The following is a 16500-nucleotide window of genomic DNA, read 5'->3' on the forward strand; positions in this document are numbered from 1 at the left end:
AATTCAGCCAAGGATTAACAAGGTTAAATGCGGATCCGGCTGGCTGATAGATCGCTACACCATTACATGACTATTTCAGTCGTCAGTGCTTGGTCGCTCAAGCGGTAGACTGCAACCGCATTGTCACGGAACACTGCTAATTCGTCGCTCGACGAAGCGCCTTTGAGCGACATGCGTATGACCTCGATCCATCGTTGGTAATGAACCTCGGACGTTATGGTCGGCCAGTCACTTCCGAACAGGGTACGTTTGGCGCCGAAAACCTCGTAGGCATGTGCAAAATGCCGCGATACGTCATCGGTGAGCGCACGCCCGTCAGCACCGAGGGTCGCCAAACCGGAAAGCTTGCACACCACGTTGGGCAGCTGTGCAAGACGCGCGAGATCATCCGCCCATCGATCAAAGGCACCGCTGATAATGCTTGGCTTTCCGGCATGCGTGATTATGAACAAGGTTCGCGGGCACCTTGCGACAATCTCCGTCACGTCGTTGATGCCCGTCGACCATACGCCGATCTCGCATGTCAATCCCAGATCGGACAGACCGCCAAGCAGCCGCGAAATATCGTTTCGCAGGAAGAATCTCGGATCGCGGGCAAATCTGCTCAGCAAACGGATGCCTCTAACCAAGGGAAAAGCCGCTAGAGCTGCGATCGAAGCTTCGTTATCTGGATCGGCCTCCATGTTGATGGCGGCGACGAAACCCGCCAAACGTGGGTCAATCGCAGCCTGCTCGGATGCGAATGTCAATTCCCCTCGAACGTGTTGCCAGTCGGCCGCAGCCTCGACGAAGATAAACCGTTCCAGTTGAGGGGACTTTACGGTCTCGAAAACGTCGGCGACGTAACACTTCCTGAGATGACCCGGATGCTCGTCAGCCCAGCGATAGGTGAACCGGGCAGGATCACAAAGGTGAACATGGGTGTCGATGATGGGAATATTCAAACGCCCATCAGAAATTCCAGTCCCTTGCGCCAATATGTATCCTTGCGATCCACTTGAGGTCGCGGTCATGGGATTGGACCCTTCTACAGAAGACGCATCGATTTGAGTAGCCTGGCCTGGTTTAGCCGCCCACCAGTGTTGCCACCGGCGGGAGCGTACCCTGCGGTCAAGCGTTGCTTCATTCATTTGGCAGCAGAGCACTCGGCTGGCAGCAATCCGCGAACCTCCTCGGCCAGCTTCGGCAGGACGTTGGAAACTTTCAGGCCGCCGCTGACGAAACCCTCGACCTTGTTATTGATCACGGCGTTGATCTTCATTCCGTTCGGACCCGCCCAGGATTCCCATGGTTGAGCGATGGCCATTTGATTGACGCTCGTCAGTTGGTTGGGATGGTCTTTGTAATAATTGCCGAGCATAGTCGGTTCGTCGACGGGGAGCCGATTACCCGGGCCGTATCCAGTCTGTGTCGCCATTAGAGTCTGACCGACGGGCCCGGTCGCAAATTTCAGATATTCCCAGGCGGCTTGTTGCTTTTCCTTGTCTCGCGTCAGAATGACGGCGCTCGCCCCACCGGTGGGGAGGCGGCCGTCCCTGGCAATGTCGGGCCAAGGGAATGTACGGAATGTAAACTTGTCGCCGATAGCGGTGTCTGCTTGAGCTACGTAGGATGTGGAACCGGCCACAATTCCCATCTTGCCAGCGTCGAATGCTGCTCGGCTTTGTTTATATGTCAGGTATTCCATGCCCTCGGTGTAGAACTTCTCAAGAATGGAAAAAGCCCAGTTGCCGGCCTTGCTGTCGAACAACACATCGCAGCCGTCTTCGCTGGTCATGTGACCGCCTTGGCTGTTTGCGAGGGCCTGGACAAGCCAATTTCCCGAGCTGTCCCACTGGAACGAAAAGCCGCCTGGAGCACCCGGCAACGCTTTGATCTTCTTTCCGAGGGCCAGAACACCGTCCCAGGTCGTGGGAAAGTTATCGATGGAGCCGCCGGCCGCCGTGACGAGATCTGCATTGACGTAGAGAATTGGGGTCGAAACTGCGAATGGAAGCGCGTAGGTGGTGCCATTGATCTGGCCGAGCGAGACGACGGACGCCTTATATCCCAGCTGTCGAAGCCCCCCGTCAGCTTTGGCGAATGCGTCCAAGTCAACTGGCAGGCCCCTCTCCGCCAACGGCCGAAGCATATCGAGCCCGATATAGGCAACGTCAGGCGTGTCTTTTGTGAGCGTGGAACGAAGTATCTGCTGCACTGCGTGAGCATAATGTTCCGCCGGTGCCTCTAATTTGATCTTGATGTCTGGATGTGCCTCCATGAACTTCCTGGCAATTTCTTCCTGGAGTTTGGAGAAGGTGTAGGGGATCGGGTATAGAACTGATATTTCTGTTTCAGCTTTTGCCTGTGCAGAGAGCGTCGAAAGACATATTACGCTTGCGATAACTATTGGTAGCAGTTGCATTGTTTGTCCCCTCAAAGAGTTCATTTCACCGCTCCACCTGTGAGCCCTTCGACGAACCATTTTTGGGCGCAGAGGAAAGCGATGATGAGGGGAGCGACAACGAGACTTGAGGCGGCCATGAGCGGTCCGTAGTCGTTGCCGGCTTCCTCGTTCTTGAAGGCCATGATGCCGAGCGGCGGCGGCATGAGGGACTGGTCGCGTACCGCGATCAGCGGCCAGAAGAGGCTGTTCCAGTGGGAGACGACCGAGAAGATGCCGAACGCGATGATCGCCGGCAGCGCCATGGGCACCATGATCTTCCAGACGATGGCGAGCTCCGACAGGCCGTCGAGGCGGGCGGCATGGATGACGTCGTCGGGGATCGTCTTGAAGAACTGGCGGAACAGGAAGATGCCGAAGGGCGAGACGATATAAGGGAAGATCAGCGCTGCATAAGTGTTGAGGATGCCGATCTGGTAGCCGAGGATGAACAGCGGCAGGGCCAGCACCTCATGCGGCAGGATCAGCGCGATCAGCACCATGCCGAACAGCAGGTTCTTGCCGGGAAAGTCGAGCTTGGCCAGCGCATAGGCCGCAGGCGCGCAGACGAGGACCTGCAGCAGGACGATGATGGCGCAGACGAAGACGCCGTTGAACATGTATTGCGGCAACGGCGCCTCGGTCAGCGCCTTGGTATAGTTCTCGATGCCGTAGAACTGCTGCGGCCAGAAGCTGAAGGAGGCGCGGAAGATCTCGCCCGGCGGCTTGATCGACAGCGAGACCATCCACACGAAGGGGATGAGAATTAACGCTCCTGTGATCAGTAACGCGGCCTGGCGCATGATCGCCGATGGGGAGACAAGGCGTTGTGTGCTCATTGGTAGTGGACCCTTTTGTCCATGACGCGGGCCTGGATGAGGGTCAGCGCGACGACGATCAAGAGGAAGACGACGGCAACCGAGGCGCCATAGCCGGTGCGCAGGTACTCGAAGCTCTCGCGATAGAGGGTGTAGAGCAGCATCTCGGAAGCATGGCCGGGTCCGCCTTGCGTCAGAACCTGCACGGTATCGAAGGTCTCGAAGGCCCGGAGCGCCACGACGATGAAGACAAACATGGAGACCGGCCCAAGCATGGGCAGGGTGACGGTGCGCAGCCGGTCGAGCCAAAGGTCGGCTCCGTCGATGTCGGCAGCGTCATAGAGGTCCTGCGGGATCGACTTGAGCCCGGCGAGGAAGAGCACCATGGCGTAGCCGAGGTTCTGCCAAATGCCGATGACGGCGAGCACCGGCAGCACCGTGTTCTCGTCGCGCAGCCAGTTGGCGGTCGGCAGGCCGAGGCCGACGAGCGTCTGGTTGACGAGGCCGATGGTTGGATGCAGCAGCGCCTCCCAGGCAATCGCCATGGCCGTCAGCGTCGCCATGAACGGCAGGAAGTGGATGGCACGGTAGAAGGCGCGAAAGGACTTGCCGCTTTCGATCAAGAGCGCAATCACAAGGCCGAGGATGATTGTGCCGGGCACGACGATCACGACATAGAGGATGGTATTGACCAGTGAAGCGCGGAAACCTTCGTCGGCGAAGACCTCTTTGAAGTTGCCGAGCCCGACGAAAGAGAGATTGCTGGCGCCGAACTGCCAGTCGGTGAGGGCAATGCCAAAGACGGCAAAGACCGGCAGGAAGAACAGGGCGACAAGCAGGACGAGCGCCGGTCCGGCCAATGACCAGGCCGCGAATGTTTCAGCGAGCCTGTGATTGCGCAGCGCCTTGCGGGCGCCGTGCCGGTCTGCCGAAGAGCCGGCAGGTTTGATTGCGGTGGTAACGGCGCTGCTCATTGCACGCGCTCCTTGATCCGCAGCACGGTTGCATTTCGATTGTCATCGTGGCGCAAGCGCTTGCCGTCGGCGGAAAAGAGCAACAGGCGCTCCGGCTTGACGCCGAGATGCAGGGTCTGACCTGGATCGATATGCGGCGCGCGTTCCGCGAGCAGCCGGGCGACAAGAGGATGATCGGCACCGGGCACATCGAGATGCACGAAGAGGTCAGACCCCATGTGCTCGACCAGCCGCACCGCGCCAGTCAGGACATTCGGGCCACCGGCATCGACGAGATGGAACGCTTCGGGGCGGATACCCAGGGTCAGGGCTGTACCCGGTCCAATATTGCCGGCAATGGAAAAGCTCGTGCCGGCCGTATCGGCCAGTCCGCCATCGCGCAGCCTCGCATCCAGCATGTTGATCTTGGGTGAGCCGATAAACTCGGCGACGCGCCGGTCGTCGGGATCGTCATAGATTTCCTGTGGCGGAGCGACCTGCAACAACTCGCCGTCGAGCATGACCGCCACACGGTCCGACATGGTCATGGCCTCGGACTGGTCATGGGTGACATAGACGAAGGTGACGCCGAGCCGGTTATGCAATTCCTTGATCTCGGCGCGCATCTGCACTCTGAGCTTGGCGTCGAGATTGGAGAGCGGCTCGTCCATCAGGAAGACCGCCGGCTCGCGCACCATGGCGCGGCCGACGGCGACGCGCTGGCGCTGGCCGCCCGAGAGTTGTCCGGGTTTGCGGGCAAGCAGATGACCGATACCGAGCGACTTGGCCGTGCGGGTGACGTCCCGCTCGATGTCCGCGGTTGTCGCAGTCGTTCCCGGCATAAATCGTCCCAGCAACGGCAGCCGCTGCCAAGAAGAAAGCCGCCGCATGCGCAACGGCAGAGCCATGTTCTGGGCAACCGTCATATGCGGGTAAAGCGCATACGACTGGAACACCATCGCCACGTCGCGCCGCTTCGGACGGACGCCGTCCACAATGCGCTCGCCGATCGAAACCGACCCACCCGTCTGGACCTCAAGGCCTGCAAGGATGCGCAACAGCGTTGACTTCCCGCAGCCCGAGGGGCCGAGCAGAGTCAGGAACTCACCATCGGCTATCTTCAGCGAGACATCGCGCAGCACGGGCGTCGGCCCGAATGTCTTCTCTATTTTTTCGATGGTTATGCCCGCCATTGTGCGTTCCTCGTTGAGCCGGCAGTAACACCGCCATTGCTGTCTGAATGGGCGAGACCATTGAAACCATCGTGTTACAAACTGATGACATATATCGAATAAACCGATGCCAATGGCACGATCCTGGATGGATCACTGGATTATCTGCGGAGAGTATTCTGACAGAGGAAAACGGTTTTTATTCAAGGCCGTACGCGCCTTCGCTCAGGTCGCGCACGAGACAACACCAATCACGCGGGCTCGAAAACCAAGTGGCCGGCCGCAACCATCCAAGGTCAAGACAGATCACGTCTCCGCGCCGGCTGGACGACCTTTAGCTGGTCGCGCCAAGGCCGATCGTAATGGCGCCAGTCGCCAAAACCGGGCCGTTCTATCCGAGTTCGGCTGCGTGTTTGCAGAGACGGTGCGGAGTGCGAACAGTTCTTAAGCAGTGCAGCCCGGCCGAATAGGGTCTTGGCGGCCATTGTGCCAGTCTGGGCAGATTTGGCAGGGAGTGTGTAACCGTTCGATCCCGCCGTGGACTCGATCATTCGCAGGCGACTGACTAGCCCAGAAGCATCAGACCAGCGAACATTGGGGCAGGCTTCAATGATAAGGCTGTTCTGCAACCGGCAGAAAGAGTGTGTGGTTCCGGGCCGTCGAGCTGAAATCCTGCGGCGAGCCAATGCCGCAGCGCAAATATCTGTACCCGATCAAAGTTTGCCGGTTTTTGATGCACTTGCTCTGGTGGGCGAGCGCCCGAAAGGCGCTCCGTGAGCGGCCCATCTGGGAACCTACTAATGTCGATCAGATCGACCGACAGGGAAGGTGACGATGTCGTCCATACTGGAGGTGGTTCGAAACTCTTCAGCGTAGAAATCGCCGACAATTGCGGTGATCGGCCCTCGCGAATCCGCAGGCGCGATCACGAAGACAGCGCCTGCCCGTCGCCAGCCGGCGGCGCTGCCTGGACGTGCTCCGGTGCCGACTTGTGCACGCTGACGATTAGTGGGCGGAGAAAAGCCATGGCATGTTCCTGTGCGAGGAATGGTTTAGATCGGTGCCGCCGAGATTTGGTCTGCCGCAGCCGAGGCGAAAAATCGCGTCGGTCTGTAAGCTTCGAAGTCCGCTGAAGTTCTGCCGTGCAGGATTTCTTCGACCGCAGCGCGGCCGATCAGCGGGCTCAGCGAAATTCCGGAATGCAGGACCGCAAGATGGTAGCCAGCAACACCTGGCAGAGGGCCAAAGACGGGCTTTCCATCGGCAGGGTAGGGTCTGACGGTGACCCTCACCGAGGCGATCTTGACATCCCGCACGGTCGGAAGAACGGTTTCCACCAGTCTCGCGATTTCCTCAGCGCCTTCCTTCCCCGCATCCGGCGCGTGGATATCATTGATGGTCTGATCAGCAGACTTTGCGTGTAAAAGCAGACGGCCCGCACCCTCCGGCTTGATATAGATTCTCGGCGCCTTGATGACCCTGCTGATATTGCTGCGGGTGACATCTGTGATCACTGTCATTCCCGGTCGCCAATCCAGCGGGATGGAATATCCGAGGCGAATTCCAATGGCGTTGGACGCGCGGCCGGCGCAATTGATAACATAGTCCGCTTCCAGTTTGCGTCCGTCGCCAAGGCGTACACCCACAATGCGACCTGAACGTTCCAGGAGATCATCGACCCAGGCTTCGACAAGGGTCGTCCCGCGGCGCTCGGCTTCGCGCATGAGCACATGGCGATACACGACGGTATCTACAGCGCCGTCCGTGGGATAATAGACCGCTTCACAGCCTTCCAGACTTGATCGGGAAACGTCCGGCTCGAGGGCAAGCACGTCGTCGGCACTCAACACCTCGATCGGGTGGCCATATGAACGCAGACGATCGAGGCGGACGGCATGGTCCTTTGCTTTCTCGGTATTAGCCGGCCACCACTCGAGGGCTCCCGTAAGCCTTAACCAGTTCGCATGGCCGATCTCGTCGCCTAGCTCACGATGAGCCGTGTTTCCACGCATCACCAGGCGATAATAATCCTCGGGACTTTTGTTGTGGCAATTCAGCCAGGCAAAGCTGGCGAGAGTCGCTCCACCTCTCAACCCCTCGGGATCGACGACCGCAACGCTCGCACCCTCTTTGGCCAAATGATAGGCAACAGAGCAACCGATTGCCCCCGCTCCGACAACAATTATTCTCATTTATGAAACCCTGCGGTCTGTTTGATCCTCTTGCGGCTGATACGGCTGCAGCCTCCGCTGCGTTCCAGCGTCACTGCAGTCCCTTGTCTAAGCGGTCGCGCAGCCAGTCGCCCAACAAACTTATCGCGAGCGTCGTCGTGACGATCAGCGCAGCAGGCGCAAACATGATCCAGGGCGCACGGGTCATGTATTCCCGGCCATAGCCGACCATATTGCCGAGGCTCGTCATCGGGGGCTGAACGCCAAGGCCCAGAAAGGACAAGCTGCTTTCCATGAGGATGATCTCCGGGAAGCTGAGCGTCATCGAAACAATGAGCGTCGATGAGATATTCGGCAGGATATGCCGCAGATATACCCGCGTCGGGCTCGCACCCAATTGACGAACAGCACCCGCATAGCCTTGCGCACTCGCTGAGATCGCAAGCCCGCGAGAGATACGGACATAACGTTCCCAGCCGTAAAGCCCCATCAGTCCAATAAACAGCGGCAAAGCGTTGCCGAAAAACGCAAGCACCGACAGGGAAAGAATGAGGAAAGGCATGGCCGCCTGGAAGTCGGCGAGGATCAGGATGAACTGCTCGACGCGCCCACGAAAGTGAGCCGCAGCAAAGCCCATGATCGTGCCGAAGCAAGCCGAAATGAGCGTCGCGCCCAGAGCGACCAGAACCGAGATACGAACGGACACGATTAATCGCGACAGGATATCGCGTCCCAGTTCGTCGGTTCCAAGCAGATGCTGCGGGTGGAATGGCGAAGCCAGCCTGTTAGGCAGATCAAGAGCGGTGTACTGGTACGGGGCGATTTGATCCGCGAGCAGCGCTACGGCGACGATAAGAACAATCCAGAGCACGCTGGCGATGACGGATAATGGGAACCGGCGGTTGGTGTTCTTACGCTTGCCACCTGCCATTGTGCTCACTTTTTCCATCATGGTCATGTCTCAGCGTCCTCCGGTCGAGTTGGCTTCGGCCAGACGCGGATCGAGAAAGCCGTAGAGAAAGTCCACGACGAGATTGGAAAGCACCATTGCGACAGCGACCAGCAGGAGGATGCATTGCACGACCGCCAGATCCCGCGCAGTCACCGATACCACCAGCAGATTGCCAAGTCCCGGCCAGGAGAACACGCTCTCGACCACGACCGCACCCGCAATCAGATTGCCAACCATGAAGCCGACAATGGTAACTGTGGGAATTGCGGCGTTCGGAAGGGCGTGACCACGTACAACCGTAGCCCAGGGGATTCCTTTGGCACTGGCAGTGCGGATGTATGGTTGCCCCAGCACTTCCAGCATCGCACTTCGCACGAAGCGGGCGAGCACCGCGGCGCCGCCAACCCCGAGAGTGATGATGGGCAGGATGAGGTGCTGCAGACTGCCCGTGCCGCCGGTAGGCAGCCAGGCAAACCAGATCGACAGGACTTGAACCAAGACGAGGCCGAGGACAAAGCTTGGTACCGTGTAGCCTGCGACCGCCGTGACCATGACGGCGCGGTCAATGGAGCTGTCCCGGTGCAAAGCGGCATAGATGCCCGCTGGAATGCCGATCGCCAGCTTCATCAATAGCGCAGGCAGGGTCAGCATGAGCGTTGCCGGGATGCGTCCCAGGACAAGGTCAAGTGCGGGCCCGCCGCCACGCATCGAGCGGCCGAGCTCGCCCTGAAAGATCGCTGCGAAGTAATGGAAATATTGCATCCAGAGCGGCTGATCAAGACCCCACTCCCGACGAAAGGCGGCCATAGCCTCGGGCGAGGCGTCCTCGCCCATGATGCTGCGGGCCGGATCTCCGGAAAGTCTGAGCACGATGAAGGCAAATGTGACCACCAGCGCGATTGTCAGAACGGCACGCAGGATACGGATAGCAGCGAACCGAAGCATCAGATTCCAACCTCGTTTGTCGGTGGGGCGGCATCGACGGCATGACAGGCGACGGAGCGTCCGTCCGGCAGAGTTGAGAATGTGGGCGAGACGCTCATGCATTCCGGTCGCGCGATGGGACAGCGAGGGTGGAACGCGCAGCCGGTCGGGCGGGCCGCAGGGTTGGGTGGTTCGCCATTGAGAATGATGCGCTCGCGCGTGCGCCGGCCTGCAACGGGGACGGCCGACACCAGCGCCTTGGTGTAAGGGTGGGCAGGGTTCGAGAGCAGAAGATTTGTCTCGCCATATTCAACGATGCGGCCGAGATACATCACAGCCATACGCTGACTGACCTGACGAACCACTTTCAGGTCGTGACTGATGAAGAGAAGACTGAGGCGCAGATCCCTTCGGAGATCCATGAGAAGGTTCACAACCTGGGCCTGGATTGAAACGTCCAAAGCCGAGACGGGCTCGTCGCAGACCAGCAGCGCCGGTTGCATAATCAGCGCCCGGGCAAGAACAGCCCGCTGACGCTGCCCGACACGATTGCTGTGCGGGGCAGCAGCCCGAGCGCGGCAAGCCATGTAACGGACTTGCCGCTACCGGACTCGCCCACAATACCGAGTGACTCTCCCCGTGAAAGCGAGAGGTCGATCCCCCGAAGAACGCGCACTCCGCTGAAGTCGACGGTCAGGCATTCAATCGCGAGCAATGGTTGCGAGGCCGGACCCGCCGGCAAGGCGGGTCGTAGTGCGCAGCCGGCGAGATGTCGCATCGCCGTTCCTCCTTGCGTCGTCATCAGTTCTCTGCATAGGCGGTGTTGAAAGGACCGAAGTTCAGGTCGAGTGTCTGACCCGGGATCCAGGCGATGTCCTTGCGCTTGCCATAGAACTGACCGGAGCCGTACAGGATCACACAAGGCGGATCTTGGCGATCGACGATCTCGAGCATCCGGCGGATGATTGACCGGCGTGCTTGCGGATCGGCGGTTTCCTTAAGCTTTTCGCCCAGGCCGAAATACTCTTCGTTGTTCCAGATCCCCACCTTGGGCAGGGTGCCCTTGGGCCCGAATTCGCGCCACGCATGTGCAAGCGGGTCCGGGAAGATGGCCGTCGATGAGCTGTCGTAGATCGCATGAACGGGCTTGGTCTGGATTTGCGCGAAATTCTCCATCATCTGGATTTCGACGTTGATGCCGACGGCCCGCCACATCTCCACCATGATCTGAGCGCCGGCAACCTGGGTGGGATAATAGTTGTTCAGAAGCTTGTAGGTGATGGTCTCGCCGTTGTAGCCGCTTTCGGCGAGGAGCTTGCGCGCCAGCTCGGGATCGTGGGCCAAGGCCGGGAAGTCCTCGATATAGGCTTCGCCGAAGCTTGCAAACTGGAAGCCGTTGGGAATGGGAAGTCTGTCCTGCCACAGCGCCAGCACCAGAGCCTTGCGATCGAGGGCGAGGCTCAGAGCGCGGCGGACGCCGACTTTTCCGAGAACAGCGTCGGTCTTATCGATCGCCAGATAGCGGATATTCTGGACCGGCCCTCCTGCAATTTCGGTCTCTGGATGTGTCTCGATCTGGCCGAACATATCCGGCGCAATGTCGGTAATGAAGTCCACCTCTCCGGCCATCAGCGCGTTCATACGTGAAGATAGTTCCGGAATGATGCGGAAAAGAATGCCGGCAAACGGCGGCAAGCCGCCCCAATAGGCGTCGTGCGAGGCAAGCTTGATTTCGACATCAAGCGATTGGCTGACGATCCGATACGGTCCTGTTCCGATCGGCGCTGCCGTCCAGGCGTCCCAGGAACCTGCCGCTTCTCAAGCAATACATCGTCACCCTTGGCATGAACGATAACGGTGTGGCTGTCGACGATCTCGACCTTGTCGATCGTGTCCAGGGTCTGCATGGCAGTGGATTTGCCTGCCATGTCGGGGCCGAGCAAGTGCTCGGGGCTCAGGCTGAAAGCGACATCGTCCGCAGTAAATGGGCCGCCGTCATGGAACGTCACACCCTTGCGCAGCACAAGGCGAACCGCCTTTCCATTCACCCTTTCCCACCGTTCCGCCAGCGCCGGGCGCAACGCCATGTCGGGTGTCTGGTCGAAAGCGATCAGAGTGTCGAACATTTGCGGTGCGATGCGCCGTGTCGCGGTATGAGCATATAGAACTGGCTCGACGGCGGGCGGGAAACCGGACATGCCCACCTTAAGCGTGCGCCGATCGTTCCCCTGTGCTACGGCGAAACGCAGTCCGGTCACGGATATCAAACTCCCTGCCGCAGTGGCAGCCAGTATACTGCGCCTTGTAAATGTCAGATCACGCATGTTGTCGATTCCCATTTGAGTTGTCGCCGCACAAGGCTTGGCGCTTCGGGCACTTCAATGAGGTGCGCCGGTGTTCGGGCGGGACCATCTGCCGGTTTCGTTACGGAGGGATGACAATCATCGAATAATGCGATAGTAGAAACGCGAGATCGGGATGGTTCGCGAATCACGTTGAGGGGAGACTGACTTGGCGGAGGAAAAGGATCTTTCGCTCAATGCGGTGCGCGCCTTCGTGCAGATCGCACGAGACAACAGCGTCACGCGGGCTTCGAAGACGCTCGGCATCACCCAGAGTTCCGTCAGCCGCCACCTTGCGGTGCTGGAGGAGTATTTCGGGGCGAAGCTGATCGAGCGGCGCGGCCGTCAGAGCCAGTTGACGGACTTTGGGCGCCTGTTCGCCGATGCCGTCGCCGAACCTCTCGATACGATCCTTTTTACCGCAAAGCGGATGCGCCGCAACGACAGAAAGGACGCCAACCGACTTGTCGTGCGAACGTCGCTGTCCACCTTCGCCTATACGGTGCTTATTCCCAACTTGCGCGAATTCTCGAAAGAAATGAGCGGCGTCACCGTTGACGTCATCAGTACCTTGTCCGCACCCGCTTCGACCGACGCCTTCGACGTACTATTGACCCGCGATCTGATGCTGACGGAACCAGCCGACCGATGGGATTTCTATGACGAGCAACTGGTCTGCGTGGGCGCCCCGGACTGCGTCCGCGGACGGGGGCTGAAGGCGTTGCGAAACACGCCTGTCATCGCCGTAACCTCCCGGCCCGACATTCTGCCGACCTGGCTACGCGGAATGGACCTGAAAACATCGGACATCCTCTCAGGCGCGCGCTACGATCACCATTACCTGGCACTGCCGGCGGTAACGACCGGGCAGAGCCTGCTGGTGACGCCACATATCGTGGTGGCGGACCTGATCAGACAGGGCCTGCTGGAAGTGCTTGCCGGGTCACGGGCGCCAAGCGGCATGCAGTACCGTGCCTATGCGATCGATCGCAGCGACAACCCGGATGTCGCCCGCGCCTTCTGCCGTTGGCTGACGCGGCTTTGCCGCAAAATGACGGAGGAAGACGTCCGAGCATAGGGCACGTTTCTGAGTCCATCGGGAAATGCGATCGTTATGCTCTCTTTGTGCGATGCCGAAATTGGCGCGTTGCGGTTACCTTGGCTAGTTCTGGGTCAAAACCCGGTGCTTCGAGGAGAGTTGCATTGTCACTCATCGCCAAGAGACTACAAGCCGTCCGTCCCTCCCAGACCAAGGCTATGACGGCCGCTGCCGCCGCCCTGCGCGAGAAGGGCATTGATGTCATTACGCTCAGCCAGGGCGAGCCGGATTTCGATACGCCCGACGTGGTGCAAAGAGCTGGAATAGCTGCCATTCGTGAGGGCAAGACGCGTTACACGCCTGTCGCCGGGGTCAAGCCGTTACGTGAGGCGATCCGTCAGAAGCTCCTGCGCGACAACAGCCTCGACTACGATATCGACGCGATCACCGTCGGCTGCGGCGCCAAGCAGGTGGTATTCAATGCGCTCTTCGCCAGTCTCGATCCTGGCGACGAGGTCATCATCCCGACACCCTGCTGGGTGTCCTATCCCGACATGGTGCGGCTTGCCGGCGGCGAGCCGGTGCTCGTCGCCTGCCACGAGCGTTTCGGCCTCAAGCTGAAGCCGCAAGATCTGGAGGCGGCGATCACGCCGCGCACCAAGTGGCTGATGCTGAACTCACCCAACAATCCGACCGGTGCGGTCTATTCCAAGGCTGAACTTGCCGCGCTGGCCGATGTTCTGCGCCGCCATGATCAGGTGCACGTGCTTGCCGATGACATCTACGAGAAGCTCGTTTACGGCGTGCCATTCGCCACGATGGCCGAGGCCGCGCCGGACCTCATCGATCGGACGCTGACCGTTAACGGCGTTTCCAAATCCAGCGCCATGACCGGTTGGCGGCTCGGCTATGGCGCCGGGCCGAAGGATCTGATCAAGGCGATGAACACGATCCAGGGCCAGACCTCGTCGCACACCAGCTCGATCTCGCAATATGCGGCGATCGAAGCGATCGGCGGCAACCAGGACTACATCGACGATTTCGTCTTGAGCTTCCGCAAGCGCCGCGATCTCGTGGTCGAGAAGATAAACAAGGCCCAAGGCCTCAAATGCCGCACCCCGGACGGCGCCTTCTATGTCTTCGTCAATTGCGCTGGCGTGATCGGCAACACCACGCCTCAGGGCAAGGTAATCGAGACCGACATGGATTTCGCCATGTATCTTTTGGAGCACTTCGGTGTTGCCGTTGTGCCGGGCAGCGGCTTCATGGCCTCGCCCTATATCCGCATTTCCTACGCCGCGTCAGTCGAAGAGCTCCAGCACGCCTGCGGCCGCATCCTTGCAGCCTGCGAAGCCCTATCCGAAAGTGAGAAGATCTATGAGCAAAGCAAAGCAACTGCGTGATCGCATGGCCGAACGCGGCCTCGTCCATATCATGGCGACCCACAGCCCGCTATCGGCCATCTTGGCCGAGGAGGCCGGTTTCGACGGGATCTGGGCTTCCGGCTTCGAGCTTTCGGCGCTTTACGGTCTTGCCGATATGAGCCTGATCACCATGACCCAGCATCTCGATATGTTGCGGGCGATCGCCGGTCAGTCCTCGCTGCCGATCGTTGCCGATATTGACACGGGCTACGGCAACGCCTTGAACGTCATTCACGCCATCCGCGAATATGAAAAGGCGGGGACGGCCGCCGTCGTCATTGAGGACAAGACTTTTCCCAAAGTCACCAGCTTGGCCGCCGACGGGCGCCAGGAACTGCTGCGTATCGAGGAATTCCAGGGCAAGATCGAAGCTGCGGTCTCCACCCGCAGCGATCCGGATTTCCTTGTCATTGCCCGCACGGAAGCCCTGATTGCGGGCCTCGGCGAGGAAGAGGCGCTGAAGCGTGGCACCGCCTATGCCGAGGCCGGGGCGGACATGATCCTCATTCACTCGAAGAAAAAGGACCCTGCCGAAATCGAGAGCTTCTCACGCGCGTGGAAAGGGCCGGCTCCGCTGGTCATCGTCCCGAACGCTTATCCGGAACTCGACGCCACGCGCATCAAGGCGCTCGGCAACATCAAGATGACGATCTACGGCAATTACGGCATCCGCGCCGCGACAACAGCAATGCAGGCCACGTTCCGGCGGATCATCGCCGACGGCGGCGTGCAGAACGTTCACAAAGACATCGTGCCCGTGGAAGAGATTTTCCGGCTTCAGAAGATGGACCAGGTCAAGTCCGACGAAAAAAGGTTCCTGAGATAGGTAAGCACGCATGCGGCTAACGCCTGCCGCCAATTCCGACCGACCCGACTTCCGTATTTTCCGTTGTCAAAGCCGGGCTTAATATTGTTGAGTTGCTCCCTTGATCAAATTGCGCCTTTGGCCATTGGAGACGACGCGTTCGTTTAGGTTCTCTTGACTACGCTGGCGGCTCCTACACTTGGCGACTGGATCCGCGGTCGCCTCAACCCTAATCAATCCCGATTCGACAAGGATCTAGATCATGACCGAATGCTTGATGGGACAATCTGGTCTTGTCGATCCAGACAAGCACAACGACGTAGCCTCCGCAGTTGCCGGACCAATTCTCAAAGGTGGACGATGAGCGGCATATCATCAGCTCGGATCGCTTATTTGGACGGTAGGTATCTTCCAATAGAGGAAGCCAGGATACCAATCTTTGATCGCGGGCTTAATCTCGGCGACGGGATCTATGAAGTCACAGCCTTTGTCGGACGACGCATGGTTGATTTCGATGCGCATCTCTCTCGCCTGCGCTCCTCTCTTGAGCACATCGACATCAAAGTGGACCTTGGTGATGCCGATTGGCAAGCCATTCATCACCAGTTGATCGATGCGAATACTATTGAGACGGGGACCGTCTATATTCAAGTCACGCGTGGCGTGATGGAACGTGATTTTGTGCCGACCAAGGACCTGTCCCCGACCATCCTTGGTATTGTCCAGCCAAAGCTGCTCGATTCCGATCCGAGGCTCGATTCCGGCATTTCGGCCGCACTGGTTGAAGATCTTAGATGGAAGCGTCGAGACATAAAATCGACCTCCCTCCTTGCACAGGTTCTCGCAAAATCCCGAGCGCATGCCCTGGGGGCGGGCGAGGCAATACTTCACGAGGGCGGCATCGTCACGGAAGGTGGATCTACCACCGTTTTCGGGGTGGATAGAGATGGTGTTGTCTGGACGCATCCTCTCGGGCCAACAATTCTACCAGGAATCACACGCAAGCGTGTCATTGCTTTGGCCGAGGAACTAGGACTGCCTGTCAAGGAAGAACCAATGACGGTTTCCGCTCTGCGTCAGATGTCTGAGGTCTTCCTCACAGGCGCTACCTTTTTCGTCATCCCGGTTGTTGAGATCGATACACAGCCAGTCGCTGATAGGAAGCCTGGTGCGGTTACGCTGAGGCTGCAAAAAGCCTATCTGGATTTTGCCCGAAGCGGAGACACAGCTACGAATGTTCTGACCGGAGATTTTGAGCGTACTCGCTAACGTCGCCAGTTGTTCTCGCGGGTCTGATGCCGTGTCGGCGGTCCATATGCCGTTGCCACCGTGATCGGAGTAGGCGTCCGCAACAACGACTGAGAATTTCCCAGCGCTTTGTAGAATCAAACCGATGGTTGAGACCGAAAGGAGGGAGATTGTCCTCTAAGCAATTCTCCTGATTGACATTTCCGGTCGTGACTATGAATCTCTAGCCG

The 16500-nt window shown here is 59.1% G+C and carries 15 protein-coding genes and 1 pseudogene; 4 read left to right on the top strand and 12 right to left on the bottom strand.

Annotated elements, in window-relative coordinates:
* Positions 1 to 62: 62 nt before the first annotated feature.
* From N8E88_RS04110 to N8E88_RS31695, 12 genes and pseudogenes are all read right to left on the bottom strand, one after another.
* Positions 63 to 1013: an amidohydrolase family protein gene (locus N8E88_RS04110; RefSeq protein WP_262290781.1), complete on the bottom strand. Its 951-nt coding sequence runs from the start codon at positions 1011 to 1013 to the stop codon at positions 63 to 65.
* Positions 1014 to 1126: 113 nt separating this feature from the next.
* A complete protein-coding gene (locus tag N8E88_RS04115; RefSeq protein ID WP_262290782.1) occupies positions 1127 to 2404 on the bottom strand; it encodes an extracellular solute-binding protein in 1278 nt (425 codons plus the stop codon).
* Positions 2405 to 2424: 20 nt separating this feature from the next.
* Positions 2425 to 3261 carry a carbohydrate ABC transporter permease gene (locus N8E88_RS04120; protein ID WP_262290783.1) on the bottom strand — a complete coding sequence of 279 codons (837 nt, stop codon included), beginning with the start codon at positions 3259 to 3261 and terminating at the stop codon, positions 2425 to 2427.
* Complete coding sequence (locus tag N8E88_RS04125; RefSeq protein WP_410010513.1) at positions 3258 to 4214, bottom strand: carbohydrate ABC transporter permease; 957 nt, start codon at positions 4212 to 4214, stop codon at positions 3258 to 3260. The genes N8E88_RS04120 and N8E88_RS04125 overlap by 4 nt, the downstream gene beginning before the upstream one ends.
* Positions 4211 to 5386, bottom strand: coding sequence for an ABC transporter ATP-binding protein (locus tag N8E88_RS04130; protein WP_262290784.1), 1176 nt, complete (start codon positions 5384 to 5386; stop codon positions 4211 to 4213). The genes N8E88_RS04125 and N8E88_RS04130 overlap by 4 nt, the downstream gene beginning before the upstream one ends.
* Before the next feature lie 1031 nt (positions 5387 to 6417).
* Positions 6418 to 7557 (bottom strand): NAD(P)/FAD-dependent oxidoreductase, encoded by a 1140-nt coding sequence (locus tag N8E88_RS04135; protein WP_262290785.1) that lies wholly within the window; start codon positions 7555 to 7557, stop codon positions 6418 to 6420.
* Between the two features lie 70 nt (positions 7558 to 7627).
* Positions 7628 to 8485 (bottom strand): ABC transporter permease, encoded by an 858-nt coding sequence (locus N8E88_RS04140; RefSeq protein ID WP_262291090.1) that lies wholly within the window; start codon positions 8483 to 8485, stop codon positions 7628 to 7630.
* A 12-nt stretch (positions 8486 to 8497) separates the two neighbouring features.
* Entirely contained in the window at positions 8498 to 9433 is a 936-nt protein-coding gene (locus N8E88_RS04145; protein WP_262290786.1) for an ABC transporter permease, read from the bottom strand.
* Entirely contained in the window at positions 9433 to 9915 is a 483-nt protein-coding gene (locus N8E88_RS04150; RefSeq protein ID WP_410010514.1) for an oligopeptide/dipeptide ABC transporter ATP-binding protein, read from the bottom strand. Before N8E88_RS04150 ends, N8E88_RS04145 begins: the two co-directional genes overlap by 1 nt.
* A 2-nt stretch (positions 9916 to 9917) precedes the next feature.
* The gene (locus tag N8E88_RS04155) at positions 9918 to 10190 is read right to left on the bottom strand and encodes an ATP-binding cassette domain-containing protein (RefSeq protein WP_262290787.1); all 273 of its coding nucleotides are present in this window, start codon (positions 10188 to 10190) and stop codon (positions 9918 to 9920) included.
* 23 nt (positions 10191 to 10213) lie between these two features.
* Positions 10214 to 11191 carry an ABC transporter substrate-binding protein gene (locus N8E88_RS04160; RefSeq protein ID WP_410010533.1) on the bottom strand — a complete coding sequence of 326 codons (978 nt, stop codon included), beginning with the start codon at positions 11189 to 11191 and terminating at the stop codon, positions 10214 to 10216.
* Positions 11192 to 11304: 113 nt separating this feature from the next.
* Positions 11305 to 11751: pseudogene (locus N8E88_RS31695) on the bottom strand (ABC transporter substrate-binding protein); the annotation flags it as partial.
* A gap of 172 nt (positions 11752 to 11923) precedes the next feature.
* On the opposite strand from N8E88_RS31695, the gene N8E88_RS04170 reads away from it, so the two are divergent.
* From N8E88_RS04170 to N8E88_RS04185, 4 genes are all read left to right on the top strand, one after another.
* Positions 11924 to 12832 carry a LysR family transcriptional regulator gene (locus tag N8E88_RS04170; RefSeq protein WP_262290789.1) on the top strand — a complete coding sequence of 303 codons (909 nt, stop codon included), beginning with the start codon at positions 11924 to 11926 and terminating at the stop codon, positions 12830 to 12832.
* A gap of 179 nt (positions 12833 to 13011) precedes the next feature.
* Positions 13012 to 14196, top strand: coding sequence for a pyridoxal phosphate-dependent aminotransferase (locus N8E88_RS04175; RefSeq protein WP_410010534.1), 1185 nt, complete (start codon positions 13012 to 13014; stop codon positions 14194 to 14196).
* Positions 14171 to 15043, top strand: coding sequence for an isocitrate lyase/phosphoenolpyruvate mutase family protein (locus tag N8E88_RS04180; RefSeq protein WP_262290791.1), 873 nt, complete (start codon positions 14171 to 14173; stop codon positions 15041 to 15043). The genes N8E88_RS04175 and N8E88_RS04180 overlap by 26 nt, the downstream gene beginning before the upstream one ends.
* 372 nt (positions 15044 to 15415) lie before the next feature.
* Positions 15416 to 16291, top strand: a complete 876-nt coding sequence (locus tag N8E88_RS04185; RefSeq protein ID WP_262290792.1) for a D-amino acid aminotransferase — start codon at positions 15416 to 15418, stop codon at positions 16289 to 16291.
* Positions 16292 to 16500: the final 209 nt, after the last annotated feature.

It is taken from the genome of Phyllobacterium zundukense (assembly GCF_025452195.1).
In the GTDB taxonomy this organism is placed as follows: Bacteria; Pseudomonadota; Alphaproteobacteria; order Rhizobiales; family Rhizobiaceae; genus Phyllobacterium; species Phyllobacterium zundukense_A.